Below are 25,484 nucleotides of genomic sequence, written 5' to 3'. Positions count from 1 at the left end.
CATGAAATCGAACAACACGGTGCTGGTTGCGCTGTTTGCGGCGCTGATCGTCGTGCTGAGCCTGATGCCGCCCATTCCGATGCCCGGCATTCCGGTGCCCATCACCTTGCAGACGCTCGGGGTCATGCTGGCCGGCGCCATGCTCGGCCCCGTGCGCGGCGCGCTGGCGTGTCTGCTGTATCTGGCGCTGGCGGCGATCGGCCTGCCGGTGCTGCCGGGTGGGCGTGGCGGGCTGGGGGCGTTTTTTGGCCCGACCGGCGGATTTCTTATCGGCATGGTGGCGGGCGCATTCGTGACGGGCTGGTTGGCGCGCCGTTTGGCCGCCCGCGGATCGGGCACCTGGAAAGGGCTGGCGGGCTATGTTGCCGCCTGCGTCGTCGGCGGCATCGTGGTGGTGTATGCGGTCGGCGTGCCGTGGCTGGCGGCCGTGGCGAAGATGGACATGGCAAAGGCTGCGGGCGCGGTCGTGGTGTTCCTGCCCGGCGATCTGGTCAAGGCCGTGGTGGCCGCGTGGGTGGCCTCGCGCGTCGAGCGGGTGTTCCCGATGCTGGGCCGCTGATCGCCAAGGGAATCCCCCAACATGACGCCTGCGACCCTTTCAAGTACAAGTTCGCCATTAACAAATGCGTTCGCCAGATCATGATTTCCGTAGCACATCAGGGAATTACCGTAGTTGCGGTAGGTCATCTGATACTGTTTTAACCATATAATATTTTTTTCTGTATAACTTTAAACAGGCTCGCTTCGCCTCGGTCGAGGCACATAAGAGCCAACCACAGGAGACAAAAACATGCGCAAGCACTTCGGCTTGTCCGCGGCCGCCGCCGCCGTAGCCCTGACTCTGCCGCTTCTGGCGAACGCACAGGTCAAGGTTGGCGTGACCGTGGCCAGCACCGGCCCCGCCGCCTCGCTTGGCATCCCCGAGCGCAACACCGTGGCACTGCTGCCCAAGGAAGTCGCCGGCCAGAAGATCGAATGGATCGTGCTGGACGACGCCACCGACACCACGCAGGCCGTCAAGAACTCGCGCAAGCTGGCCACCGACGACAAGGTCGACGTGCTGATCGGCACGTCCGTCACGCCGGGTTCGCTGGCGATGGTCGACGTGGCCGCCGAAGCCAAGGTGCCGATGATCAGCGTGGCCGCCAGCGCCAAGATCGTCGAACCCGTTGACGACAAGCGCCGCTGGGTCTTCAAGACCCCGCAGAACGACGCGCTGATGGCCGGCGCCCTGGCCGACGCGATGTCCAAGTCCAAGGTCAAGACCCTGGGCTTCATCGGTTTTGCCGACGCCTACGGCGACGGCTGGCTGGACGTGATGCAGAAGGCCGCCAAGGCCAAGGGCATCGAGATCGTCGCCGTCGAAAAATACGGCCGCACCGACACCAGCGTGACGGGCCAGGTGCTCAAGCTGGTCGGCGCCAAGCCGGACGCCATCCTGATCGCCGGCGCCGGCACCCCGTCCGCGCTGCCGCAAAAGGAACTGAAGGCCCGCAACTACGGCGGCACCATCTACCAAACCCACGGCGCCGCCAACAACGACGTGCTGCGCGTCTGCGGCAAGGACTGCGACGGCATGCTCCTGCCGGCCGGCCCGCTGCTGGTCGCCGCGCAACTGCCTGATAGCAACCCGGTCAAGAAGTCGGCCCTGGCCTACGTGGAAACCTACGAAAAAGCCAACGGCGCCGGTTCGACCAACACGTTCGGCGGTCACATGTGGGATGCCGGCCAACTGGTCGTCGCCGCACTGCCTGTGGCCCTGAAGACGGGCGCCAAGCCCGGCACGCCGGAATTCCGCGTTGCGATGCGCGATGCCCTGGAAGGCGTGAAGGACCTGGCCGTGTCGCAAGGCGTGTTCAATATGTCGCCCACGGACCACGCCGGCTTTGACGAGCGCTCGCGCGTCATCGTCAAGGTGGAAAACGGCAAGTGGGTCTACCAGCCCGGCCTGTAATCCCCCTGTATCGCCCGAGCGCGGGCCGCCCCATCGCGGGCGTCCCATGCGCGGGGGGCGGCACACCGCCCGCCGCGCCGCGCCCGGCAGGACTTCGCACCGGCCTTTCCGGCCGGTGTGTCGTATCAGTGTTCCGGGTGGGGTCGGAACACCAAGAAACCACAAGGTAGTTGTTAGATGGATTCCTCAATTGCGCTGATCCTGCTGCAAGACGGTGTCGTCAACGGCGCCATCTATGCCCTCCTGGGCATGGCTCTGGTGCTGGTTTTCGCCGTCACGCGCGTCATTTTCATTCCCCAGGGCGAGTTCGTGGCGTTCGGCGCCCTGACCCTGGCCATGCTGGTGGACGGCAAAGTGCCGGGCACCGCCTATCTGCTGCCGCTGCTGGGCCTGGTGTGCCTGGCGCTTGAGCTGGTGCGCGCCGTGCGCACGCGCAGCGCCGCCGGCCTGCCCAAGACCATCGCCACCTGCGTCGTGCTGCCGCTCGCGCTGTTCTGGCTGACCAAAAGCTACACCGGTCCCGAGAACTCGCTGTGGCTGAACATGCTGCTGACGCTGTTCCTGGTGGTTCCGATGGGTCCGATGGTCTATCGCATCGTCTACCAGCCGCTCGCCGAAGCCACCGTGCTGGTGCTGCTGATCGTGTCCGTCGCCGTGCACTTCGCGCTCATGGGCCTGGCGCTCGTGTTCTTTGGCGCCGAGGGCTGGCGCACGCCGGCATTCGTGAGCGGGCAGGTCGACCTGGGCTTCATGACCTGGTCAGCGCAGAGCCTGTTCGTGGTCGCCACGTGCGCGCTGCTCATCATTGCCTTGTGGGTGTTCTTCGGCAAGACGCTGTACGGCCGCGCGCTGCGCGCCACCGCCGTCAACCGCCGCGGCGCGCGCCTGGTGGGTATCAGCACCAACATGTCGGGCTCGCTGACGTTCACGCTGGCCGTGGGCATCGGCGCCATGTCCGGCATGCTGATCGCGCCCATCACCACGGTCTATTACGACACGGGTTTCCTTATCGGCCTGAAGGGCTTTGTCGGCGCCATCATCGGCGGCCTGGCCAGCTATCCCATCGCGGCGGCCGGTTCGCTGCTGGTCGGCGTGCTGGAATCCTTCTCGTCGTTCTGGGCCAGCGCATATAAGGAAGTGATCGTCTTCACCCTGATCATCCCGGTTCTGGTCTGGCGTTCGTTCAGCACCCATCACGCGGACGAAGAGGAATAACAGCCATGAACCGCATTCTGCTTGCCGTTTTTCTCGTCGTCCTGGCGGGCCTGCCGATGGTGTCGGCCACGCCCGAGTTCTGGGTGACGCAACTGAACTACATCGGTCTGGCCAGCCTGGTCGTGCTGGGCCTCGTGCTGCTGACCGGCGTCGGCGGCCTGACGTCCTTCGGCCAGGCCGCGTTCGTCGGCCTGGGCGCCTACACCACGGCCTACCTGACGACGCAGTACGACGTGTCCCCCTGGCTGGCGCTGCCCGCGGGCCTGATCCTGACCGCCGTCGTGGCCTACCTGCTAGGCGCGATCACGCTGCGCCTGTCGGGACACTATCTGCCGCTGGGCACCATCGCCTGGGGCCTGTCGCTGTATTACCTGTTCGGCAACATCGACTGGCTGGGTAAGCACGACGGCATCGCTGGTATCGAGCCCATCAGCATCTTCGGCATGTCGCTGGCCAATGGCCGCCACATCTATTACCTGATCTGGATCTGCGTCCTGCTGGCGCTGTGGGCCACGCGCAACCTGCTCAACTCGCGTCCCGGCCGCGCCATCCGTGCGCTCAAGAGCGGGGCGGGCATGGCCGAATCCATGGGCGTCAACACGGCTGCCTACAAGATCGTGATCTTCGTGTGGGCGGCCCTGCTGGCCTGCGTGTCGGGCTGGCTGTATGCGCACATGCAACGCGCCGTCAGCCCCAGCCCCTTCGGCCTGAACTACGGCATCGAGTACCTGTTCATGGCGGTGGTCGGCGGCGCCGGGTATGTGTGGGGCGCCTTGCTGGGTTCCAGCGTCATCTTGGTGCTGAAGGACCAGTTGCAGAACCTGCTGCCCAAGCTGCTGGACACCAACGCCAACTTCGAGATGATCGTCTTCGGCGTGCTGCTGATCCTGATGCTGCAATACGCGCGCAACGGCCTGTGGCCGATCCTGGCGGGCTGGTGGGGCAGCATTACCGGCGCCAACGGCTCGCGCCGCAATCTGGCGCCGCCTGCCGCGGCCCCGGCCCTGCCGACGCGCGAGCGTCCGCAGCCCGGCCAGGTCGTGCTGGAAGTGGACGCCATCCGCAAGGAGTTCGGCGGCCTGGTGGCGGTGAACGACATCACCTTCAAGGTCAGCTCGGGCGAAATCATGGGCCTCATCGGCCCCAACGGCGCCGGCAAGAGCACGACCTTCAACCTGATCAGCGGCGTGCTGCCGGTGACGCGCGGCCAAGTCACGTTCATGGGCCAGCGCATCGACAACCGTTCGGCGCGCGAGATCGCCAAGATGGGCGTGGGCCGCACGTTCCAGCACGTGCAGTTGCTGCCGGGCATGACGGTGCTGGAAAACGTGGCGCTGGGCGCGCACCTGCGTTCGGACGTGGGCGTGCTGTCGGGCGCGCTGCACTCGGACCGCGCCCGCGAAGCGCAACTGCTCCATGAAGCCGCCGAGCAGCTCAAGCGCGTGGGCCTGGGCGAATACCTGTACGAACAGGCCGGCAACCTGGCGCTTGGCCAGCAACGCATCCTGGAAATCGCGCGCGCGCTGGCGTGCGATCCCGTGCTGCTGCTGCTGGACGAACCGGCCGCGGGCCTGCGCTACAAGGAAAAGCAGGACCTGGCGCGCGTGCTGGAACAGCTTCGCGCCGAAGGCATGAGCATTCTGCTCGTTGAACACGACATGGATTTTGTGATGCGCCTGACCAACCACCTCGTGGTGATGGATTTCGGCACGAAGCTGGCCGAAGGCGTGCCGGCCGACGTGCAAAAGAACCCGGCGGTGCTGGAAGCTTACCTGGGCGGCATCGACGATGACCTGCCCGAAGCTGACCAAGCCAAGCCCGTGCCGGCGGGAGGCGTGTAATGAGCGCACCCAATTCCCCCGTTCTCGAAGTCAGCAACCTGTCGGCCCGCTACGGCAAGGTCGGCGCGCTGGCGGGCGCCACGCTCAGCGTGCCGGCCGGCAGCATCGTCACCGTGATCGGCGCCAACGGCGCCGGCAAGTCCACGATGCTCAACGCCATCATGGGTTCGCTGCCGCAGACTGGCCACGCCGCCGGCACCGTGCATTACGCCGGTGCGGACGTGTCGGGCTGGATGGTCGAACGCCGCGTGGCGGCGGGCATGTCGCTAGTGCCCGAGCGCCGCGAGCTGTTCGGCACCATGTCGGTCGAAGACAACCTGCTGCTGGGCGGTTTCCGGCGCTACCGGGCCCGCGAAAGCGGCTGGCGCGACACGCTGAACGAAGTGTTCGATCTGTTCCCGCGGCTGCGCGAACGCCGCGCCCAGCAGGCCGGCACCCTGTCCGGCGGTGAACGCCAGATGCTGGCTGTGGGCCGTGCACTGATGGCCAAGCCCACGCTGCTGATGCTGGACGAGCCCAGTCTGGGTCTGGCGCCGCGCATCGTGCGCGAGATCTTCCACATCATCGCGCGCCTGCGCGAGACCGGCGTGGCGATTCTGCTGGTCGAGCAGAACGCCCGCGCGGCGCTGCAGGTGGCCGATTACGGCTACGTGCTGGAAACCGGCGAGGTCATCCTGCACGGTCCGGCCCGTGAATTGGCCGGTGATCCGAAGGTGATTGAAAGCTATCTGGGGTTGGGTAAGGGCGCGGAAGCGGCCTGACGCCAGGCGGGATAGGGAAAACGCCGGCGCCGTCATTTGGCTGTCGCTGTTTGCCCGCAGTCACTTGCCCGACGGCCAGCGCCCGCCCAGCGCGCGCGTGGCTTCGGCCGCGGCGTCCTGCACGAGCTTGCCCATCTTCTTGACGGCGGTGGGCGAGTAACGCTCTTTGGGACCCGACAACGAGATGGCGCCGCAGATGTCGCCGTCCGGTCCGAAGACCGGGCTGGCTACCGCCGCGCAATTGGGGTCGCGCTCGCCCATGGAGGTGAGCATCAGCCCGGCCTGCGACGGCGGCTGTCCGTCAACCAGATATGCGGTGAGCAGCTTGCCGGCAGCGCCCTTGTCCAGCGGCAGCAGGTCGCCGACGCGGATGCGGTCCAGCGTCGAATGATGCGAATCGACGCGCAACAGGCACACGCGCGACTGCGCGTCGTGATAGACGTGAAAGGACGCACTTTCGGTGCCCTTGTCGACCAGGCCTTCCAGCAGCGGCAGGATGGTTTCGGTCAGGCGGTAGGTGGCCTCGTAGGCCCGCCCGAGGTGGTGGGCATACGGCCCCAGCGCATAGCGCCCGTCGGCGCGGCGCACCACGAGGGCCGCCTTTTCGAGTGAAGCGATGAGCCGCAAGAGCGTGCTCTTGTAGAACCCCGTGGCCCGGGAAAGATCGGCAAGCGTGATGGGATCGGTGCGTTGCGCGACCGCCCCGACGATGGTCAGGGCGCGTTCGACGGCGGCGACGCCGTCGGTGGAATTATCCTGAGTAGGGGTACGACTCATTGGAACGATAGGGGGGTGATTACGCGGTGGTTCCCGAGTCCGGATCGATCACCCGGCTGATGACGGGGAAATAGCGGTTGCCGTGACCCTGGGCGAGCGCAGCGTCGAACCAGTGATCCACGTTGCGGGCTCCCAGCGCCTGTACGCCGGTCTGTTCTGCCAGCGCCAGCGCGTAGCGCAGGTCTTTGCGGGCGTAGTCCACAGGGAAGGCTTTTTCGGGAAAGTCTGCGGGCAGAATAGCCTTTAAGCCGTGGTTGCGCAACGCGAAGCTGTCCGCCGAGCCGCGTGTGAAGGTCTCCAGCAGGACGCGCGGATCGACCCCCGAACGGCGCGCGATGGCGCGGGCTTCGGACAGCGCCACTACCGTCTCGAAGAGCACCATGTTGTTCAGGATCTTGACGACCTGACCGCTGCCGACCGGGCCGCAATGCGTGATTTCGTTGGCAAACGTGGAGACCAGCGGCTTGACGCGCGCGAACACGCTTTCATCGCCGCCGATCATGACCGACAGCGTGCCGGCCTCGGCCGCGGCGCGGGTGCGGGCGACGGGCGCATCGATGAAAATCGCGCCCTTGGCCGCAAATTCGCCGGCCAGCTCGCGCGTCACGTCGACGGGCGAGGTGCTCAGGTCCACGATCAACTGACCGCTGCGCGCGTTCGCCAGCAGGCCGTCAGCGCCGCGGGCAAGCTGCGCCACGACCTCGCCGGACGGCAGCGACAGGAAGACCACGTCGCATTCGCGCATGATCTGCGGGGCGGTCGCCGCGGTGACGTTGTGCGTGGCCAGCCGTTGCAGGGGGGAGGGGTCGTTGTCGCAGCCCAGCACGGGCACGCCGCCCTTGACGGCCAGATTGCGGCAGATGGGCTCGCCCATGACGCCCAGGCCGATAAAGCCGGCTCGTTGAAATTCAGGCATGAGGATAGTCTCCGATGAAGTGTTGGAGGGGCCGCGGCCGGCGGCCCCGAATGATGTTGGGAAAAAGAGGGCGGCCTACATGCCGAAATAGATGCCCTTGGATTGCTGGTACAGACGCAGTCCGCTCACGCCTTTCTCGCGCCCGATGCCGCTTTGCTTGAAGCCGCCAAAGGGCGTCGAAATGGAGAGCTGTTTGTACGTGTTGATCCAGACGCTTCCCGCCTCCAGCCGCCGGGCCACGCGCCAGGCGCGGCGGTAGTCCGCCGTCCAGACGCCGGAGGCCAGGCCATAAGCGCTGTCGTTGGCCTGGTCGATCAGATCGTCTTCGTCATCGAAGACCAGCGCGCAGAGCACCGGTCCGAAGATCTCTTCGCGCACGACATGGGCGTCCCGCGACAGGCCGCCAAGTATGGTGGGGCGGTAGAACGCGCCGGCCTCAAGGGCCTTGCCCTCTGGTCGAGAGCCGCCCAGCAGCACCTCCGCGCCATCGCGGCGTGCGCCATCGACCATGCCTTCGATCTTTTCGCGATGACCGAAGGACGCGATCGGACCCATCTGCGCGCCATCCGCGTCGGGCAAATCGACCTTCAGGCGGCTGGCGCGCGCCACGAGCTTCTCGATGAAGGCCTGGGCGATGCTGCGCTGCACGTACAGGCGGGAACCGGCGACGCAGGATTGGCCGCTGCCTTCGAAGATGCCGCCGATGACGCCGTCGATCGCGGCGTCCTGGTCAGCATCTTCGAACACGATGTGCGGTGATTTGCCGCCCAGTTCCAGCGCCACGGGCATCAGCTTTTCCGCCGCGGCATGCGCGATGGCGCGGCCGCTGCCGGTGCCGCCCGTGAACGACACCATGCGCACGCCGGGGTGCTCGACCAGACGCCGCCCCACGGTGGCGCCCAGACCGGTCACCACGTTCAGGATGCCCGGCGGCAGGCCGGCTTCGAGGGCAATGCGGCCCAGCGCCAGCGCGGGTGACGAGGTGACTTCGGAGGGCTTGAGAATCACGGCGTTGCCCGCGGCCAGCGCGGGCGCGACCTTCTGCGCCTCCATCGTGAGCGGCGAGTTCCACGGCGTGATCGCCACGACCACGCCGTAGGGGTCGTAGTGCGTCATTGACAGGTAGTTGCCGCGCGCGGGCGTGACCTCCGCACCCAGCGTTTCGCACACCCCGGCGTAGTAGCGGAACGTGGCCGCCGCGCTGGCGACCTGCGCCTTGCACTCACCCCACACCTTGCCGTTTTCGATCATCTGCAACTGCGCAAGCAGCTGCGCGTTCTGGTCCATGCCGTCGGCGATGCGGCGCAGAATTGCGGCGCGCTGGTGCGGCAGCATGTCGCGCCATGCCGGCTGACGCTGCGCGTGCCAGGCAGCTTGAACTGCCTGGTCGACCTGCGCATCCGACGCCGCGCTGATCCGATAGTTGCGCGCGCCGGTGGCGGGGTTGATGGATTCGAAGGCGGCGGCGTCCCGCGCGACCCATTCGCCGCCGATCAGCATGGGTTTAAGGGTTTCCGATGATTCGGACATGAAGTGTCGTTCCTCTCTTGATGGCTTTGTTTCGCGCCCACGGCAAGTGGCCGGCGCGTATTTATTCGTTGACAGCCCGGGTTTGAAAAAATATAAAATAGAATAAGCGTTCTGCACAATGGAACGATAAGAATAAACCAAACCTTCAATCGATGACAAGAGGAGACCTACCCATGCAACGCAATTGGCTGCGTGCGCTGGCTTGTGCCGCGACGCTGTTCACGGCGGCGGCGCACGCCGACACCTATCCTTCGAAACCCGTGTCGATGATCGTGCCGTATCCGGCCGGCGGCGCCACCGACGTGGTCGCGCGGGCCGTGGCCGAACGGCTCACGCAGACGTGGGGGCAATCGGTCATCGTGGAAAATCGCGCCGGCGCCGGCACGACGATCGGCGCAAGTTCCGTGGCCCGCGCGCGCGGCGACGGCTACACGCTGTTCATGACGACATCGGCGCACACGATCAGCGGCCACCTGTACAGCAAGCTCAGCTACGACCCCGTCAAGGATTTCGCGCCGATCACGCTGGTGACCAAGGTGCCGCTGGTGCTGGTGGTCAACCCCGCCATCCCGGCGAAGACGTTGCCGGAGTTCCTGACGTACCTGAAACAAAACGGCGGCTCGGTGAACTTTGCCTCGCCGGGCAACGGCACGGCGCAGCACCTGAGCGGCGAGCTGTTCAAGATCGCCACGAAATCGTCCATCACGCACGTGCCGTACCGGGGCGACGCGCCTGCCTTCACGGATCTGGCGGGCGGGCAGGTGCAGATGATGCTGGCCACCATCACGTCCGCGCTGCCGCTGATCGAGTCCGGCAAGCTGCGTGCGCTGGCCGTCGCCAACGGCAAGCGGGTGCAGGCGCTGCGCGACGTGCCGACGTTTGCCGAAGCGGGTATGCCCGGCTTCGAGGCCGCCACCTGGTTCGGCATCCTGGCGCCGGCCGCCATGCCGCAGGAACAGGCGCAGCGCATCTATGAAGACGTGTCGAAGATCGTGGCCACGCCGGCGATGCAGACCCGCATCGAAGGGCTTGGCGGCGAAGTCGTCAACAGCACGCCCAAGGCGTTCGCCGCCTTCATGCAGCAGGAAGAGGAGAAGTGGGGCCAGGCCGTCAAGGCTTCCGGCGCCGTCGCGGCACAGTAGACACCACGCAATCCGCAGCCGCGCGCCAACGCAGTGCGCGGCGCGGATCCATGCAATCACGGAGGAGACACATCATGACAGTTGCAAAATGGCTGGCAGCAGGCGCGTTCGCCTGGTGCGCCGCATTGCCGGCGGCCGCAAGCGCGGCCGACTATCCCAACGCCCCGGTCAAGTTTGTCGTGGGCTTCAGCCCCGGCAGCACGATCGACATCGTGGCGCGCATCGTCGGCGACGCGCTGGCCACCCGCATGGGCCAGACGTTCGTGGTCGAAAACCGGACGGGCGCGAACGGCATGATTGCCGCCCGCATGGTGGCGCAGGCCAAGCCCGACGGCTACACGATCCTGGTCAGCAATTCCAGCTCGATCACCGTCAATCCCTTGCTCTACAAGGACCTGCAATATCACCCGCTGAAGGACTTCGAGCCGGTGACCACCGTGGTGTCCGTGCCCTTCATTTTGACCATCAACGCCGAGAATCCGCGCGTGGCCGGCGTGAAGGACGTCAAGTCGCTCGTCGACCTGGCGCGGCGCAATCCCAACACGGTCAGCTACGGGTCGGCCGGCAACGGCAACCTGATGCACCTGGCGGGCGCGCAGCTTGCCACGATGTCGGACGTCCAGATGCTGCACGTGCCTTACCGCGGGGCCGCGCCGATGGAGGCGGGACTGCTGTCCAAGGAAGTCGACTTCGGCTTTGACACGTTGTCCGGCGTGCCGCTCATCAAGGCGGGCAAGCTCAAGGCGCTGGCCGTATCCACCGCGCAGCGCTGGCATGACCTGCCGGACGTGCCCGCCGTGGCCGAGCTGGGCTACCCGGACTTCGACATCTCGTTCTGGGTGGGGGTGTTTGCGCCGGCGGGCACGCCGCCCGCCATCGTGGACCGCCTTAACCGCGAGATCGCGGCGGCAGCCAAGGATCCGGCGGTGCGCGCGCGGCTCGCTGCGCAGGGCAATCCCTCGACGCAATCGCCCAAGGAGTTCCGGCAAAAGATCGCCGACGAGCTCAAGCAGAACGAGACGCTCATCAAGCGCGCAAACATCAAGATCGACTGAACCGGCGGCGATGACCGCTTGGGCAACTGACAGGAAGGAGCACAAGGTGTCCTGGGAGAAAGAACTGCAGGAATTGGCGCTGCGCAAGGAACTGGCGGTGCGCATGGGGGGCGAGGCGAAGGTGCGCCGGCACCGCGAGAACGGCAAGTTGCCGGTGCGCGAGCGGATCGACAGGATGGTCGACCCGGCGTCATTCCGGGAAGTGGGGGCGCTGGCGGGCAGCGGCGACTATGACGCGCAAGGGCGCCTGATCGACTTCACGCCATCGAACCTGCTGATCGGCCGAGCCAAGGTGCAGGGCCGGCCGGTCGTCGTCGCGGCTGACGACTTCACCGTGCGCGGTGGCGCCAATGACGGGGCGGTCGGCGACAAGCTGGTCGAGTCCGAGCGCATGGCGCAGGACCTGCGCGTGCCGCTCATCCGGCTGGTGGACGGCACGGGCGGCGGCGGCTCGGTGCGCAACATCGAGATCAAGGGCCACACGCTACTTCCCAAGCTGCGCATGTGGCCGCTGATGGCGCAGAACCTGGCAACCGTGCCCGTCGCATCACTGGCGCTGGGGTCGGTGGCCGGCCTGGGGGCGGCGCGCGTGGCGGCCAGCCACTACTCGGTCATGGTGCGTGACACCTCGCAGCTTTTCATCGCGGGTCCGCCCGTCGTCGCGCGCATTGGCCAGAACCTGGACAAGAACGAGCTGGGCGGCAGCGACATCCACACCCGCAACGGCGTGGTGGACGACGAGGCGGAATCCGAAGAGGACGCCTTCGCGCGCGTGCGCCGCTTTCTTTCGTACCTGCCGCGCTCGGTGCACGAGCTGCCGCCGCGGGCGGCCGACCCCGGCCGGGCTGGCGCGCAGGACTGGCTGCGGGACGCAATTCCGTCCGACACGCGCGCCGTGTACAAGATACGGCCGATTCTGGAGGCGCTGGTCGACGAGGGCTCGTTCATGGAGATCGGCAAACGCTGGGGCCGCGCCGTCATCACCGGGCTGGCCCGCATCGACGGCTGGCCGGTGGCGGTGTTTGGCAGTGATCCCTATCACTACGGTGGCGGCTGGGATGGCCCGGCCGCCGAAAAATTCACCCGGCTGCTGGATCTGGCCGAGACGTTCCACCTGCCCGTCGTCAACCTGGTCGACGTGCCCGGGTTCCAGATCGGGCTGAACGCCGAGAAGGCCGGCGCCATGCGCTACGGCGTGCGCGCGCTGACGGCCGTCGCGCAATCCACGGTGCCGTGGTGCTCGATCATCGTGCGCAAGGCGTTCGGCGTGGCGGCGGGCGGGCACCAGAGCGCTGGCCGCTTCAACTTCCGTTACGCATGGCCGTCGGCGCAGTGGGGCTCGCTGCCGGTGGAGGGCGGGCTCGAGGTTGCCTACAAGGCCGAGATCGAGGCCGCCGAGGATCCGCAGGCCAAGATGCGCGAGATCGAAGCGCGCGTCCGCAGCCTGACCTCGCCCTTCCGCAGCGCCGAAGCCTTCGTCGTGGAAGACATCATCGATCCCGCCGCCACCCGTCAGGCGCTGGAGGAATTCGTGGAGCTGGTGGCGCCGCTGCGCGAACCCGGTCCCCGGGCCTTCGGCTACCGCCCGTGATGCCGCGCCAGGAGCCCAACATGAAACGAGTCATCGTGGCCAATCGCGGCGCCGTCGCCCGGCGTGTCATCCGCGCCTTGCGCGGCCTGGGGATCGAGTCGGTAGCCGTCTATTCCGAGGCCGACCGCGATCTGCCGTATCTGTCGGAAGCGGACCTGGCCGTCCCGATCGGCGCATCGCCCGCCGCGCAGAGTTATCTGAACCAGGAAACGCTGCTGCGCGTCGCGCGTGAATGCGATGCGGATGCCCTGCACCCCGGTTATGGCTTCCTGTCCGAGAACGCGGCGTTTGCCGATGCCGTGGAGCAGGCGGGCCTGGTCTTTGTCGGACCGTCGCCGCGCTGGATCCGGATGCTGGGACACAAGACCCAGGCGCGCGACGCCATGCGGGCGCTGGGCATGCCGATGGCGCCGAGCAGCGCGGTGCTCGGCGACGACCTCGCGGCATTGCGCCGCGCGGCTGAGGACCTCGGGTATCCGGTGCTGATCAAACCGGCGTCGGGCGGTGGCGGCATCGGGATGCTGGCGCTGGAGGGGCCGCAGGACGCCGAGGCGCAATGGGCGCGCGCGCGGCAGATTGCCGAACGTAGTTTTGGCGGCTCGGACCTGTATCTGGAAAAGCTGCTGCGCGACCCGCGCCACGTCGAGTTCCAGTTCCTCGCCGACCGCCATGGGCAGGTGCGTTGCCTGTATGAGCGTGACTGCTCCACACAGCGCCGCCATCAGAAGGTGCTGGAGGAAGCGCCGGCGCCTGCGCTGCCGCGTGCGGCGGTCGAGGCCATGGGCGCGCGGCTGGAGGCCATGCTGGCGGGGATGGGCTACGACGTGATCGGCACCGTGGAGATGCTGTACACGCCCGATTCCGGCTTTTCGTTTCTTGAGATCAACACCCGCCTGCAGGTCGAGCACGCCGTGACCGAAGCGGTGACCGGCGTGGATCTGGTGACCGCGCAACTCCGGCTGGCGGCTGGCGAGCGCATGCAGGACGTGCTGCCGGCCGTGCCGCCGCTGAATGGCCACGCCATCGAGGCGCGCGTGTATGCCGAAGACCCGGTGCGCTTCCTGCCGTCGCCCGGCCCGCTGCGCGTATTCCAGCCGCCCGAGATGCCCGGCGTGCGCATCGAGACCGGCTACGCGGAGGGCTGCCGCGTATCGAGCCACTACGACCCGATGCTGGCGAAGGTGATCGCGCATGCCGCGACGCGCGAAGCGGCGCTGGATCTGTTGGCGGCCGCGCTGGTGCAGTTCCGCGTCGAAGGCGTCAAGACCAACATTCCTTTTGTGCGCCGGGTGCTGGAAGACCCGGTGTTCCGCGCGGGGCAGGTCAGCACCGGGCTGGTGGGACGCATGCTTGAAGAGGCTCAGTCGCAGGCCGCGTAGTTCCCTCGCAAGGGTCGTACCGAAACATCCATACCGATAACTATCAGGAGCAGGCAATGTTCAAAGTGGAAACCCCCGTGGTGGGCCGTGTGGTCGCCGTCACCGTCAGCCCCGGCCAGCGCGTCGAGGCGGGCGACAGTGTCGCCAAGGTCGAATCGATGAAGATGGAGATCCCCGTGGAAGCGGAGCGCGCGGGCGTGGTGGCGCGCGTGCTCGTCGGCGAGGGCGACGAGGTGGATGAAGGCCAGGCTGTGGTCGAACTGGAGTGATGCGGCCATGCTGATCCATACGGAACGCAGGGAAGCGGGGCGCGTCGCGTTGCTGACATTGCGCAATCCGCCGGTCAACAGCCTGAGCGCGGCGCTGCGTACCGAGTTGCACGCGGCCATCGAGGCCGCGCTGGCGGACGGCACGGTGCGTGCGCTGGTGTTGGCGGGCGACGGCGATTACTTCTGCTGCGGCGCGGAGATCCGCGAATTCAACACGTCCTTGCCAGCGCGCGAACCAACGCTGCGGTCGCTGATCGCGCAGATCGAGGGCGCGGCCAAACCCGTCGTGGCGGCGATTCACGGCGCGGCGCTCGGCGGCGGCCTGGAGCTGGCGCTGGGCTGCCACTATCGCGTGGCACAGGCCGGCGCGTCGTTGGGGCTGCCCGAAGTGAAGCTGGGCATCCTGCCGGGCGGGGGCGGCACGCAGCGCCTGCCGCGCCTCGTGGGCGTTGATCGGGCGCTCTCCATGATCGGCGGTGGGGATCCCGTCGACGCCCAACTGGCGGCGGAGTGGGGGCTGGTCGACGAGGTCTGCGCGAAGGACCTGATCGATCGGGCGTCTGCCTACGCGTTGGCCGTCGCGGACGCCCCGTTGGCCGGGCGCATCGTGGGCGCACGGCCGGTGGCAGCGCTCGCCGATTCCGGCGTCTACGAACGCGCGCGCCAGGAAGCAGCGCGGCGCTATCGCGGCTGCGTGGCGCCGCTCGCCTGCGTGGACTGCGTGGAATACGCCGCGCGTTCAACACTGGATGACGGGCTGGCGTACGAGCGCGAACGCTTCCTGGAACTGGTGAACGGACCGCAGTCCAAGGCGCAGCGGCATCTGTTCTTTGCCGAGCGCGCCGCGGTGAAGTTGCCGCCCGAATGGCGCACGCAGGCGCAGATCTTCACGGTGGGCGTGGTGGGCGCGGGCACGATGGGCGGCGGCATCGCAATGAGTCTTGCCAACGCGGGCCTGAACGTGATGCTGGTCGAACGCGACGCGCAGGCGCTGGCGCGCGGGTGGGACGTGATCACGAAGAACTACGCCGCAACCGCCGCCAAGGGCAAGCTGAGCGCCGCGCAGGTCGAGGAACGCCAGGCACGCATCCGCACCAGCCTGCAGCTGGACGATCTGCGCGACGCGGATCTGGTCATCGAGGCTGCCTTCGAAGACATGGCTGTCAAGCGCGAGATCTTCCAGGCGCTGGACCGCGTCTGCAAATGCTCGGCGATCCTCGCGTCGAACACGTCGCGGTTGGATATCGACGAGATCGCCGGTTTCACGGAACGTCCCGCGCAGGTGCTGGGCATGCATTTCTTCAGTCCCGCGAACGTCATGCGGCTGCTGGAGGTGGTGAAGGGCGGCAAGACCGATGGCAACGTCGTCGCGGCCGTGTTCCGGCTGGCGCGCAAGATGGGCAAGCTGCCGGTGCTGGTCGGCGTGTGCGACGGGTTCGTCGGCAATCGCATGGTCAGCCCGTACACGCGCGAGGCGCACTTCCTGCTCGAAGAAGGCGCGACGCCGGCGCAAGTGGACGGCGCGCTGCAGCGTTTCGGGCTGGCGATGGGCCCGCTGCGCATGGCCGACATGGCGGGGCTGGACATCAGTTGGGCGTTCCGCAAGCGCATGGCCCCCACGCGGCCGGCGCACCTGCGCTACTCACGCGTGGCAGACCGCCTGTGCGAGCAGGGACGTTTCGGACAGAAGACGGGCAGCGGCTTTTACCGCTACGAGGCCGGCAGCCGCACGCCGGTGGAAGACCCGGATGTGCTGGCGCTGATCGACACCTGCGCGCGTGAAGACGGCGTGGCGCGCCGCGTGGTCTCGGACGAGGAGATCGTGCAGCGCACGATGTATGCGCTGGTCAACGAAGGGGCGCGCATCCTGGGAGAAGGCATTGCGCGCCGCGCATCGGACATCGACGTTATCTACGTGAACGGCTACGGATTTCCGGTGCACCGAGGCGGCCCCTTGTTCTACGCAGAGCAGCAGGGGCTGGCGCAGGTACTGGCGACGATCCGGCAATTTCACGCGGCGCACGGCGAACTCTGGCGTCCCGCGCCTTTGCTGGAAAGGCTGGTCGCGCAGGGTCGGACCTTCGCGGACTTGTGATGAACAGGGGCGCCGTGGATGCGCCCCGCAGAAGAATCAGGAGACAGTGCAATGCAGAGGGAAATGGAGGGCGCCGCGCCAAGCGGGCCGCAGGAGCAGTATTTTTCGAATCTCGCCGAGGGCCGCTTCCGGATCCAGCGCTGCGCGGCATGCCGCGCGCATCAGTTTTTTCCGCGCGTGCTGTGCATGCATTGCGGCGCGCAGGATCTGGCGTGGACCGAGCCTTCGGGCGCGGGCACGGTCTATTCGTTCAGCATCGTCCGGCGCAAGCCCGATGCGGGCGGCGACTACAACGTGGCGTTGGTCGATCTGCAGGAGGGCGTGCGCATGATGAGCCGCCTTGACGGCGTCGCGCCCGGCGGTCTGCGCATCGGCATGCCGGTGCGGGCGCACGTGCTGCGCGGCGAGGGGCAGCCGCTGGTGGTGTTCGTTCCGACGGAGGTCGCATGATGTCGCTGGAATCGCTGCGCGGTCAGGTCGCCATTGCGGGGGTGGGACACGCGGGGCTGGGCGAGGCCCAAGGGCATACCGAAATGGAAGTGCTGGCGCAGGCCGCCGCGCGCGCGGTCGCGGACGCGGGCCTGAACATGCGCGACATCGACGGCCTGGCGACATGCAGTTCGTCGGCCACGATGTGGAGCATGCCGGTTGCCGAGTATCTGGGCCTCAAGCCGCGCTACATCGAGGCCACGATGCTGGGCGGATCCAGCTTCGTCTCGCACCTGCTGCCGTCGGTGATGGCGCTGGTGTCCGGGCAATGCAACGCGGTCCTGGTCTGCTACGGCAGTACGCAGAAGACCGCGGTGTTCGGCCGCAAGGAGGGCGTCAAGGCGCGCACGCTGCTGGACCCGCAGCCGTTCGAGTATCCGTACTCGCCGTTGTCGCCCGTGACGTCCTACGCGCTGGCGGCCGCCCGGCACATGCACCAGTACGGCACGACGCGTGAGCAGCTTGCCGAAGTGGCGGTGGCGGCACGAGCCTGGGCGCGTCTCAATCCGGAGGCGGCAATGCGCGACCCCCTGTCGATCGCGGACGTGCTGGCTTCGCGTCCGGTGTCCGATCCCCTGACCGTGCGCGACTGCTGCCTGGTCAGCGACGGCGGCGGCGCCTACGTGATGGTCCGCGCGGACCGCGCGCGTCAGTTGAAGCAGCCCCCCGTCTATGTGCTGGGCAGCGCGACTGCAGTGTGGAACCGGCAGATCTCGTCCATGGAGGATCTGACCGTCACAGCGGCCGCGGAGTCCGGCAAGCGCGCGCTGGCGATGGCGGGCCTGACGGTGGCCGACGTCGACGTGGCCGAGCTGTACGACGCCTTCACGATCAACACGCTGCTGTTCCTGGAAGACCTGGGCTTCTGCAAGAAGGGCGAGGGCGGGGCCTTCGTGCAGGGCGGGGCGATCGCGCCCGGCGGCCGCTTGCCAGTCAACACCAATGGCGGCGGGCTGTCCTGCGTGCATCCCGGCATGTACGGCATCTTCCTGGTGATCGAGGCCGTGCGCCAGCTCCGGGCACAGGCGGGCGAGCGGCAGGTGCAAGGCGCCGACATCGCGCTGGTCCACGGCAACGGCGGCACGCTGTCCAGCCAGTCCACCGCCATTCTCGGCGGCCCGGCCACGCACTGAGTTCCCAGGAGAAAGATCCATGCTGGACAAGACAGTCGATTCCCTGGCGGCCGCGGTGGCGGGCGTGCAGGACGGGGCGGTGATCCTGATCGGCGGCTTCGGCGCCTCGGGTGTGCCGACCGAGCTGGTCTGCGCGTTGCTGGACCAGGGCGCGCGCGAGCTGACCATCGTCAACAACAACGCCGGCAACGGCAAGCGGGGGCTGAGCGAGCTGGTGCAGGCGGGCCGGGTGCGCAAGATGATCTGCTCGTTCGCGCGCTCGTCCGACCGCAAGAACCCGAACGCCGCAGCCTTCGCGGACGCGTACCGGGCCGGCAAGGTCGAGCTCGAATGCGTGCCGCAGGGCACGATGGCCGAACGCATGCGCGCGGCGGGTGCTGGCCTGGGGCCATTCTTCACGCCCACGGCCTTCGGTACGCCGCTCGCGCGGGGCAAGGAAACCCGCGTCATCGACGGCGTGGGCTATGTGCTGGAGTCTCCGCTCAAGGGCGACTATGCGTTCGTCAAGGCGCGAACGGCGGATCGCTGGGGCAATCTGGTGTACCGCTACGCGGGCCGCAATTTCGCGCCGGTGATGTGCATGGCCGCCGCCACGACGGTGGCGCAGGTGGACGAGATCGTGGACCTGGGCGGCATCCCGCCCGAACACGTGATGACGCCGGGCATCTTCGTCAAACGGGTGGTGCAAGTGGGAGCGGGTCATGGGCTATGAAAAACTCGGCCGGCGCGACATCGCGCGCCTGGTGGCGGCGGACATCGAGGACGGCGCCTATGTGAATCTGGGTATCGGCATTCCGACGCAGGTTTCGGCCTTTCTGCCGCCGGGACGGGATGTGATCCTGCACACGGAAAACGGAATTGTCGGAATGGGGCCGGGCGATCCCGGCGCGCCGCTGGACCTGGACCTCATCAACGCCAGCAAGGAGGCGGTGACCCTGCTGCCGGGCGCGTCCATCACGGACCACGTGGTGTCGTTCGCCATGATGCGCGGCGGCCATCTGGACCTGACGGTGCTGGGCGCGTTCCAGGTGTCCGAAAAGGGCGACCTTGCCAACTGGGACACGGGCGCGGCCGATACCATACCGGCGGTTGGCGGGGCCATGGATCTCGTGGCCGGCGCGCGCCAGGTCTTCGTCACGATGGAGCACGTCACCAAGGACGGACAGCCCAAGATCGTGCGCGAATGCACCTACCCGCTGACCGGCGCCAGGGTCGTGGACCGCATCTATACCGACCTGGCCATCCTGGACGTGACGCCGGCAGGCATGCAGGTCAGGGCGATGGTGGCTGGGCTGGCGTTCGGCGAACTGCAGGCGCTTACCGGGTGCCCGCTCGCATTGGATCCCGGCTGGCGGACGCTTTCGGTGCATTAGCGGAGCGCTGCGCGCAGCGGCAGCGCCGGCTTCCCGCAGCGCCCGGCAAGACAGCGATTCCCGTGATTTCCCCGTGTTGACACGGCCAGTTTCCGATCCTTAGAATGTTCTAACAGAAAGAATAAGTGTTCTGCATATAAGAACGCGTCAGATAGGGAAGAGACAATGCACACCCAAGCCATGCCCGCGCGCGACGCGGGCGGCGCGCAGCTCGCGCAGCGTTTTCGTGACAGCGCGCTGTCGTTTTCGCGGCCACGCCAGGTCGACATGGATCTGCTGGTCCGGTTCGGCGCCCATCCGATCCTCGTGCGTATCCGCGACGGGCGCGTCACGGCCGCCGAGCGCCCCGCGGCCCCGCTGCCTTCTTGCGACGTGGCAATGCAGGCCTCGGAAGCCGCCTGGTCGCGCTTCTGGCAGGCCGTGCCGGACGCCGGCTGGCACGACATCTTTGCGCTCGCCAAGCGTGGCGAATTGCGTATCGAGGGCAATCTCCAGCCCCTGATGGCGCACCTGCAGTTCGTCAAGGACCTGGTGGCCTCGCCGCGGGAGGTGCAGGCATGAAAGCGGCACTGGAACCCATCGTCGGCCGCTACGTGTCGTTCGACATCGCCGGCCGGCGCTGCCGCGTCTATTTCGAGGAGGCGGGCGAGGGCATTCCGCTGGTGTGCCTGCACACCGCCGGCGCCGACGGCCGTCAGTACCGGCACATGATGTGCGACCCGGAGATCACCTCGCGCTATCGCGTCATCGCGCTCGACCTGCCGTGGCACGGCAAGTCGTATCCGCCCGAAGGCTGGCAGGACGAGGAGTACCGGCTTTCCACCGACCTGTACGTCGAGACCGTGATGGCCTTCTGCCACGCGCTGGCGCTGGACCGGCCGGCGCTCATCGGCTGCTCCATCGGCGGGCGCATTGTGCTGCAGCTCGCGCACCTGCATTCCCGCAATTTCCGCGCGCTGATCGGCGTTGAAGCGGCGGACCACCAGGCCCCCTGGTACGACACGTCATGGCTGCATCGCGGCGACGTGCACGGCGGCGAGGTCTGCGCGGCGCTGGTGTCCGGGCTGGTCGCGCCGCAGTCGCCCGCCGTGCATCGCCACGAAACCTTGTGGCAATACATGCAGGGAGGTCCCGGCGTGTTTCGCGGCGACCTGCACTTCTACCGGGTGGACAGCGACCTGCGCGGGCGCCTGGATGGCATCCGCACCGATCTGTGTCCGCTCTACCTGCTGACAGGCGAGTACGACTTTTCCTGCACGCCAGAGGACACCCTGCGCACTGCCGCCAGCATCCCTGGCGCGCAGGTGACCATCATGCGCGAATTGGGACATTTCCCGATGAGTGAACGCCCCGAGCAGTTCCGCGGCTACCTGCTGCCGGTGCTGGACGCCATCGCCCGCCAATAGAGCAGGCATTACCGACGGGCCGCCGTGGCCCGCATCCTCAGGAGACGACATGCGCTATCCGATCATCCTGGCCGGCGCTTTCGCGCTGGCCGCCGCAATCCCGGCCCACGCGCAGGAAACGCTGAAGCTCGGCGCGCTGGTCACCCTGTCCGGCGCGGGCGCTGCCTGGGGGCAGGGCATGAAGAACGCCGCGGAGGTCGCGGCCGATCAGGTGAACGAGGCGGGCGGCCTGGAAGTGGGCGGCAAGAAGTACCGCGTGCAGGTGGTGGCCTATGACGACAAGTACCAGGCGAACGAGGCCGTCACGGTGGCGAACCGCCTGGTGTTCGAGGACAAGGTGCGCTACGTGATCGGCCCGGTGGGCTCCGCGCCGGTGTTGGCGATCCAGCCGATGACCGAGAAAAACAAGGTCATCCTGCTGACGCTCGGTTTCACCTCCAAGGCGCTGGCCGCCGACAAGCCCTACACCTTCCGCCCCAACGTCACGACCGCCGAAGTCTCGCAGCCGCAGATCGACTGGCTGGTCAAGGCGCAAGGCCTGCGCAAGGTCGGCGCGCTGTTCCCTAACGACGAGACCGGCCAGCAGATCGCGCTGGACCTGGAGGCCGCCTACAAGAAGGCGGGCGCGGCGCTGGCCACCAAGGAATTCTTCGAACGCGACCGCGTCGACTTCGTGCCCCTGCTGACCCGCATGATGGCGCGCGGCATCGACGCCATCGAGCTGGACGGCAACTCCCCCACTACCGCGGGCCTCATCGTCAAGCAGGCGCGCGAACTGGGCTTCGAGGGCAAGATCGTGCGCACGGGCGGGCCGGCCACGCAGGAGATCGTCAACGTGGCGGGCAAGCAGGCCACCGAAGGCATGCTGGTCCACACGCCGATCGATCCGGACCTGCCCGCCACGCAGGCCTACGCCAAACGCTATGCGGCCAAGTACAAGCACGCGATGAATGGCTTCAGCCCGGCTTTCTACGATGGCACCAACATGCTGTTCGAGGCCATGCGCCGCGCGGGCACCGTCGAAGACACCGAACGGGTGCGCATCGAACTGGAGAAGCTGGATGGTTTTGAAGGCTCGCTGGGCAAGCTCAGCTGGACCGGGCAGGCCATGTACGGCATCAATCACCAGCTCAATGCGCCGTTCTACGTGGCCGAGGTCAAGGACGGCCGCGAGGTCATCCGCGCCCGCTGCACGGTCGAGAGTTGCCGCTAGCGCGGCGGAGGACACGACGTGGATTGGAGCATTCTGCTGGCGCAGGCCACGATCAACGGCTTGATCGTGGGACTGCTGTACCTGCTGATGGCGGTGGGCTTCACGCTGGTGTTCGGCGTGATGCGCATGGTGAATTTCGCGCACGGAGAGTTCTACATGCTGGGCGCGTTCGGCGCGTACTACCTGACCACTCAGGCGGGGCTGACTTTTCTGCCCGCCGTGGCGCTCACTTTCGCGCTGGCGGTCGCCGGGGGCGCGGTGCTGGAATGGGGCGTGCTCAAGCCGTTCCGGCGCGACGAGTTGAACGGCATGATCGCCACCATTGGCCTGGCGATGATCCTGCAGAACCTCGCGCTGATGTCCTTCGGACCGGATCCGCTGTCCATGCCGGCCGTCGCTCAGGGCACGGCGCGCATGGGCAAGCTGGTCGTGCCGCTGTCGCGCGTATACGTGGTGCTGTTCGCGCTGCTGGCGCTGGCGCTGCTGTACGGCTTTCTGAAGCACTCGCGGCCCGGGCGCGCGCTGCGCGCCGTGGTCGAGGACTTCGAGATCGCCGCGATCCAGGGCATCCGTTCGCGCATTTACTACCCGCTCGGTTTCGGCCTGGGCGTGGGGCTGGCGGCCGTGGCAGGCGCACTGATGGCGCCGCTGTTTTCGGTGTCGCCCTTCGTGGGGGCCACGCCGCTGCTCAAGGCGTTCATCGTGGTGATCCTGGGCGGACTGGGCAGCATTCCGGGCGCCGCCGTTGCCGGACTGGCGCTGGGGCTGGCGGAAAGCTACGGCAGCCTGCTGTTCGAAAGCAGCACCGCCGACATGCTCATCTTCGCCATCGTGATCGTCATGCTGGTCGTGCGGCCCAAGGGGCTGCTGGGCCGGGGGGAGGCATAAGCCATGACCGTACTTTCGCTTGAAGCCGGCATGGCGCGGCCCGCGCCCGTGCAATGGCTGTTGTGGCTGGCCCTGGCGGCGGCTGCCGTGACGCCGTGGTTTGCCGGGCCATTCGTGCAGCATCTGGCAGTGCTGACCTGCCTGAACGTGCTCATCGTCAACGGCCTGGCGTTGATCGCGCGCTGCGGCCAGCTGTCGCTGGGTCATGCCGCCTTCGTCGCGGTGGGCGCCTACGGCTCGGTGCTGGCGGCGCGCCATCTGGGCTGGGGCTTTCTGCCTTCCATGCTGGCGGGCGTAGCCATCACCGCCGTCGTTGCGCTGGCGCTGGGCGCCATCATCCTGCGTCTGAAGGGCGTGTACTTCGTGCTGGTGACGTTCGCGTTCGGCGAACTGGTGCGGCTGGCGCTGTTGGACGGCTCATCCTGGTCGGGCGGCGCCAACGGCATCGCGGGCATCCTGCCGGCCGAACTGGCGGGCTGGGTGTTCGACAGCCGTGCCAGTTTCTACGGCCTGGCGCTCGCCGTGGCGCTGGGGTCCGTGGCGCTGCTGGCCGCGGTGGCCAGGCGCCCGTTCGGCCATGCCATCGACGCGGTGGCCGAAAACCCCGCGCTGGCAGAATCCACGGGCCTGTCCGTGCAGCGCATCCAGCTATGCGCATTCGTGGGCGGGTGCGCGCTGGCGGCGGCCGGCGGCGCCTTGCAGGCGCGGTATGTGGGCTACGTCTCGCCGGAATCGTTCAACGCCAGCATCTCCATCGGCTTCATCATCATGCTGGTCATCGGCGGCCGGCGCTCGGTATGGGGCGGCCTGATCGGCGCGATGGTGCTGACGCCGCTGCCGGAACTGTTCCGGGGGGCGGTCCAGACGCAACACATCTTTTACGGTGCGGCGCTGATCCTGATCCTGCGCTTTTTGCCCGCGGGCCTGGCTGGTCTGCCTGGGCCCTGGCAGGCGCGCCGCCGCAAGGAGTCACAATGAGCCAGCCTTTATTGCAGGTGAACGGTCTATCTCGCAGCTTCGGGGGCCTGGCGGCCTTGCGCGGGCTGACGTTCTCCGTCGCCAGCGGCGAGATCGTGGGCCTGATCGGGCCGAACGGCGCGGGCAAGACCACCGCCTTCAACGTCATCAGCGGGGCCATGCCGCCCAGCGCCGGATCGGTGCATTTCGGCGGCCAGGACATCTCGGGCGCGCCGCCCAGCCGTGTCGTTGTGCATGGCCTGGCCCGCACGTTCCAGTCCACGTCGACGTATCCCGACGTGACGGTGGCCGGAAACATCCATCGCGGCATGCTGTCGCGGGTCAGGCATTCGTGGCTGCGGCGGCTGGTGGGGCGTACCGAGCACCTGTTGTCCGCCGATGAGGTCGCCCGCGAGGTCGATCGCCTGCTCACGCTGCTGGATCTGCAGGCGTGGCGCGAGGCACCGGCCGGATCGCTGGCCTACGGCCTGCAGAAGAAGCTGGGCATCGCCATTGCGCTGGCCTGCCGGCCGCGCATGCTGCTGCTGGACGAGCCGGCCGCCGGTCTGAACCATGAAGAATGCAACGAGCTTGGCCGTCTGCTGCGGCGGCTGCGGGACGAGGAGGGGCTGACGATGCTGCTGGTCGAACACCACATGGCGCTGGTCATGGAGCTGTGCCATCGCATCGTCGTGCTGGTCCAGGGCGAGAAGATCGCCGAGGGCACGCCGCAGGCCATCGGCGACAATCCCGCCGTGATCGAAGCGTATCTGGGAGCGCCCGATTATGCCCATGCTTGAAGTCCAGGATCTGAATGTGCGGTACGGGCAACTCGAGGCGGTGCGCGGCGTCAGCTTCAACGTCGAGCAGGGCGAGATCGTGGCGCTGGTCGGCTCGAACGGCGCCGGCAAGAGTTCCACGCTCAAGGCGCTGATCGGCCTGGCGCCGGTGGCAGGCGGCCGCGTGCGATTCGAAGGGCGCGACATTTCCCGGCTGGGGTCGGCCGCGCGCGTGTCGGCGGGCCTGGCGCTGTCGCCGGAAGGGCGCCGCCTGTTTGGCCGGATGACCGTGCTGGACAATCTGCTGGCCGGGGCCCACGCGGTGCGTTCGCGCGCCGGCGTGCGGGCGCGGTTGGACGAGATCTACGCGCTCTTTCCGCGGGTGCAGGAGCGGCGCGCGCAACTCGCGGGCTCGTTGTCCGGCGGCGAACAGCAGATGGTGGCCATCGGACGTGCGATGATGGCGCAGCCTCGGCTACTGATGCTGGACGAGCCGTCGCTGGGCATCGCGCCCAAGATCGTGGCCGAGATCGCGGGCGCTATCCAGCGCATCAACCGCGACAGCGGCATCGCCATTGTGGTGGTGGAGCAGAACGCAAGGCTGGCCCTGCGGCTGGCGCACCAGGCCTATGCGTTCGAGCATGGCGAGGTGGTGCGCAGCGGCAAAGGCGCCGATCTGCTGGCGGATCCCTTCGTGCAGAAAGCCTACCTGGGAGTCTGA

25 protein-coding genes are annotated in these 25,484 nt (G+C 67.5%); 22 read left to right on the top strand and 3 right to left on the bottom strand.

The genetic code is table 11. The features are described 5' to 3' along the window. Position 1: 1 nt before the first annotated feature. From ASD71_RS19100 to ASD71_RS19080, 5 genes are all read left to right on the top strand, one after another. Complete coding sequence (locus tag ASD71_RS19100; protein ID WP_056568214.1) at positions 2–559, top strand: biotin transporter BioY; 558 nt, start codon at positions 2–4, stop codon at positions 557–559. Between the two features lie 231 nt (positions 560–790). After that, entirely contained in the window at positions 791–1,954 is a 1,164-nt protein-coding gene (locus ASD71_RS19095) for an ABC transporter substrate-binding protein (RefSeq protein ID WP_056568210.1), read from the top strand. A 177-nt stretch (positions 1,955–2,131) separates the two neighbouring features. After that, a complete protein-coding gene (locus ASD71_RS19090; protein WP_056568208.1) occupies positions 2,132–3,169 on the top strand; it encodes a branched-chain amino acid ABC transporter permease in 1,038 nt (345 codons plus the stop codon). 5 nt (positions 3,170–3,174) lie between these two features. Further along, positions 3,175–5,010, top strand: a complete 1,836-nt coding sequence (locus ASD71_RS19085; protein ID WP_056568205.1) for an ATP-binding cassette domain-containing protein — start codon at positions 3,175–3,177, stop codon at positions 5,008–5,010. Beyond that, positions 5,010–5,771, top strand: coding sequence for an ABC transporter ATP-binding protein (locus ASD71_RS19080; RefSeq protein WP_056568204.1), 762 nt, complete (start codon positions 5,010–5,012; stop codon positions 5,769–5,771). Before ASD71_RS19085 ends, ASD71_RS19080 begins: the two co-directional genes overlap by 1 nt. 60 nt (positions 5,772–5,831) lie before the next feature. Here the strand turns inward: ASD71_RS19080 and ASD71_RS19075 are convergent, their stop codons facing one another. The 3 genes from ASD71_RS19075 to ASD71_RS19065 all read right to left on the bottom strand — a co-directional run bounded on the left by ASD71_RS19075 (position 5,832) and on the right by ASD71_RS19065 (position 8,994). Beyond that, positions 5,832–6,548 (bottom strand): IclR family transcriptional regulator, encoded by a 717-nt coding sequence (locus ASD71_RS19075; protein ID WP_056568201.1) that lies wholly within the window; start codon positions 6,546–6,548, stop codon positions 5,832–5,834. A gap of 19 nt (positions 6,549–6,567) precedes the next feature. Beyond that, the gene (locus ASD71_RS19070; protein ID WP_056568196.1) at positions 6,568–7,464 is read right to left on the bottom strand and encodes an NAD(P)-dependent oxidoreductase; all 897 of its coding nucleotides are present in this window, start codon (positions 7,462–7,464) and stop codon (positions 6,568–6,570) included. 75 nt (positions 7,465–7,539) lie between these two features. Further along, positions 7,540–8,994: an aldehyde dehydrogenase gene (locus ASD71_RS19065; protein ID WP_056568194.1), complete on the bottom strand. Its 1,455-nt coding sequence runs from the start codon at positions 8,992–8,994 to the stop codon at positions 7,540–7,542. Between the two features lie 173 nt (positions 8,995–9,167). Between ASD71_RS19065 and ASD71_RS19060 the strand changes: the two genes are divergently transcribed. The 17 genes from ASD71_RS19060 to ASD71_RS18980 all read left to right on the top strand — a co-directional run bounded on the left by ASD71_RS19060 (position 9,168) and on the right by ASD71_RS18980 (position 25,484). Then, positions 9,168–10,136 carry a tripartite tricarboxylate transporter substrate binding protein gene (locus ASD71_RS19060; protein ID WP_056568191.1) on the top strand — a complete coding sequence of 323 codons (969 nt, stop codon included), beginning with the start codon at positions 9,168–9,170 and terminating at the stop codon, positions 10,134–10,136. A gap of 74 nt (positions 10,137–10,210) precedes the next feature. Further along, entirely contained in the window at positions 10,211–11,191 is a 981-nt protein-coding gene (locus tag ASD71_RS19055; RefSeq protein WP_056568189.1) for a tripartite tricarboxylate transporter substrate binding protein, read from the top strand. A 46-nt stretch (positions 11,192–11,237) separates the two neighbouring features. Next, positions 11,238–12,782 carry an acyl-CoA carboxylase subunit beta gene (locus tag ASD71_RS19050; RefSeq protein ID WP_056568187.1) on the top strand — a complete coding sequence of 515 codons (1,545 nt, stop codon included), beginning with the start codon at positions 11,238–11,240 and terminating at the stop codon, positions 12,780–12,782. A 20-nt stretch (positions 12,783–12,802) separates the two neighbouring features. Then, positions 12,803–14,161: an acetyl/propionyl/methylcrotonyl-CoA carboxylase subunit alpha gene (locus ASD71_RS19045; RefSeq protein ID WP_056568184.1), complete on the top strand. Its 1,359-nt coding sequence runs from the start codon at positions 12,803–12,805 to the stop codon at positions 14,159–14,161. Positions 14,162–14,217: 56 nt separating this feature from the next. Then, a complete protein-coding gene (locus ASD71_RS19040; protein WP_056568182.1) occupies positions 14,218–14,430 on the top strand; it encodes a biotin/lipoyl-containing protein in 213 nt (70 codons plus the stop codon). Between the two features lie 7 nt (positions 14,431–14,437). Then, positions 14,438–16,525, top strand: coding sequence for a 3-hydroxyacyl-CoA dehydrogenase NAD-binding domain-containing protein (locus ASD71_RS19035; RefSeq protein ID WP_056568179.1), 2,088 nt, complete (start codon positions 14,438–14,440; stop codon positions 16,523–16,525). 51 nt (positions 16,526–16,576) lie between these two features. Continuing rightward, on the top strand, positions 16,577–16,975 hold the full coding sequence (locus ASD71_RS19030; protein WP_082578995.1) for a Zn-ribbon domain-containing OB-fold protein: 399 nt from the start codon (positions 16,577–16,579) through the stop codon (positions 16,973–16,975). Continuing rightward, a complete protein-coding gene (locus tag ASD71_RS19025) occupies positions 16,975–18,147 on the top strand; it encodes a thiolase (protein WP_056569463.1) in 1,173 nt (390 codons plus the stop codon). The genes ASD71_RS19030 and ASD71_RS19025 overlap by 1 nt, the downstream gene beginning before the upstream one ends. A gap of 19 nt (positions 18,148–18,166) precedes the next feature. Then, positions 18,167–18,859, top strand: a complete 693-nt coding sequence (locus tag ASD71_RS19020) for a 3-oxoacid CoA-transferase subunit A (protein ID WP_056568172.1) — start codon at positions 18,167–18,169, stop codon at positions 18,857–18,859. Further along, a complete protein-coding gene (locus ASD71_RS19015) occupies positions 18,849–19,520 on the top strand; it encodes a 3-oxoacid CoA-transferase subunit B (RefSeq protein WP_056568169.1) in 672 nt (223 codons plus the stop codon). Before ASD71_RS19020 ends, ASD71_RS19015 begins: the two co-directional genes overlap by 11 nt. A gap of 165 nt (positions 19,521–19,685) precedes the next feature. Further along, a complete protein-coding gene (locus tag ASD71_RS19010) occupies positions 19,686–20,081 on the top strand; it encodes a hypothetical protein (protein ID WP_056568166.1) in 396 nt (131 codons plus the stop codon). After that, positions 20,078–20,926: an alpha/beta fold hydrolase gene (locus ASD71_RS19005; protein WP_056568163.1), complete on the top strand. Its 849-nt coding sequence runs from the start codon at positions 20,078–20,080 to the stop codon at positions 20,924–20,926. The genes ASD71_RS19010 and ASD71_RS19005 overlap by 4 nt, the downstream gene beginning before the upstream one ends. Before the next feature lie 49 nt (positions 20,927–20,975). Further along, the gene (locus tag ASD71_RS19000) at positions 20,976–22,139 is read left to right on the top strand and encodes an ABC transporter substrate-binding protein (RefSeq protein ID WP_056568161.1); all 1,164 of its coding nucleotides are present in this window, start codon (positions 20,976–20,978) and stop codon (positions 22,137–22,139) included. Between the two features lie 18 nt (positions 22,140–22,157). Then, positions 22,158–23,027, top strand: coding sequence for a branched-chain amino acid ABC transporter permease (locus ASD71_RS18995; RefSeq protein ID WP_056568158.1), 870 nt, complete (start codon positions 22,158–22,160; stop codon positions 23,025–23,027). Between the two features lie 3 nt (positions 23,028–23,030). Next, positions 23,031–24,005, top strand: a complete 975-nt coding sequence (locus ASD71_RS18990; RefSeq protein WP_056568153.1) for a branched-chain amino acid ABC transporter permease — start codon at positions 23,031–23,033, stop codon at positions 24,003–24,005. Beyond that, on the top strand, positions 24,002–24,784 hold the full coding sequence (locus ASD71_RS18985; protein ID WP_056568152.1) for an ABC transporter ATP-binding protein: 783 nt from the start codon (positions 24,002–24,004) through the stop codon (positions 24,782–24,784). Before ASD71_RS18990 ends, ASD71_RS18985 begins: the two co-directional genes overlap by 4 nt. Then, entirely contained in the window at positions 24,771–25,484 is a 714-nt protein-coding gene (locus ASD71_RS18980) for an ABC transporter ATP-binding protein (RefSeq protein WP_056568149.1), read from the top strand. Before ASD71_RS18985 ends, ASD71_RS18980 begins: the two co-directional genes overlap by 14 nt.

It is taken from the genome of Achromobacter sp. Root565, assembly GCF_001427425.1.
Lineage (GTDB): Bacteria > Pseudomonadota > Gammaproteobacteria > Burkholderiales > Burkholderiaceae_B > Achromobacter > Achromobacter spanius_D.
The sequence above is the reverse complement of the archived record's forward strand: the minus strand, read 5'-3'. Positions and strand labels throughout refer to the sequence as shown.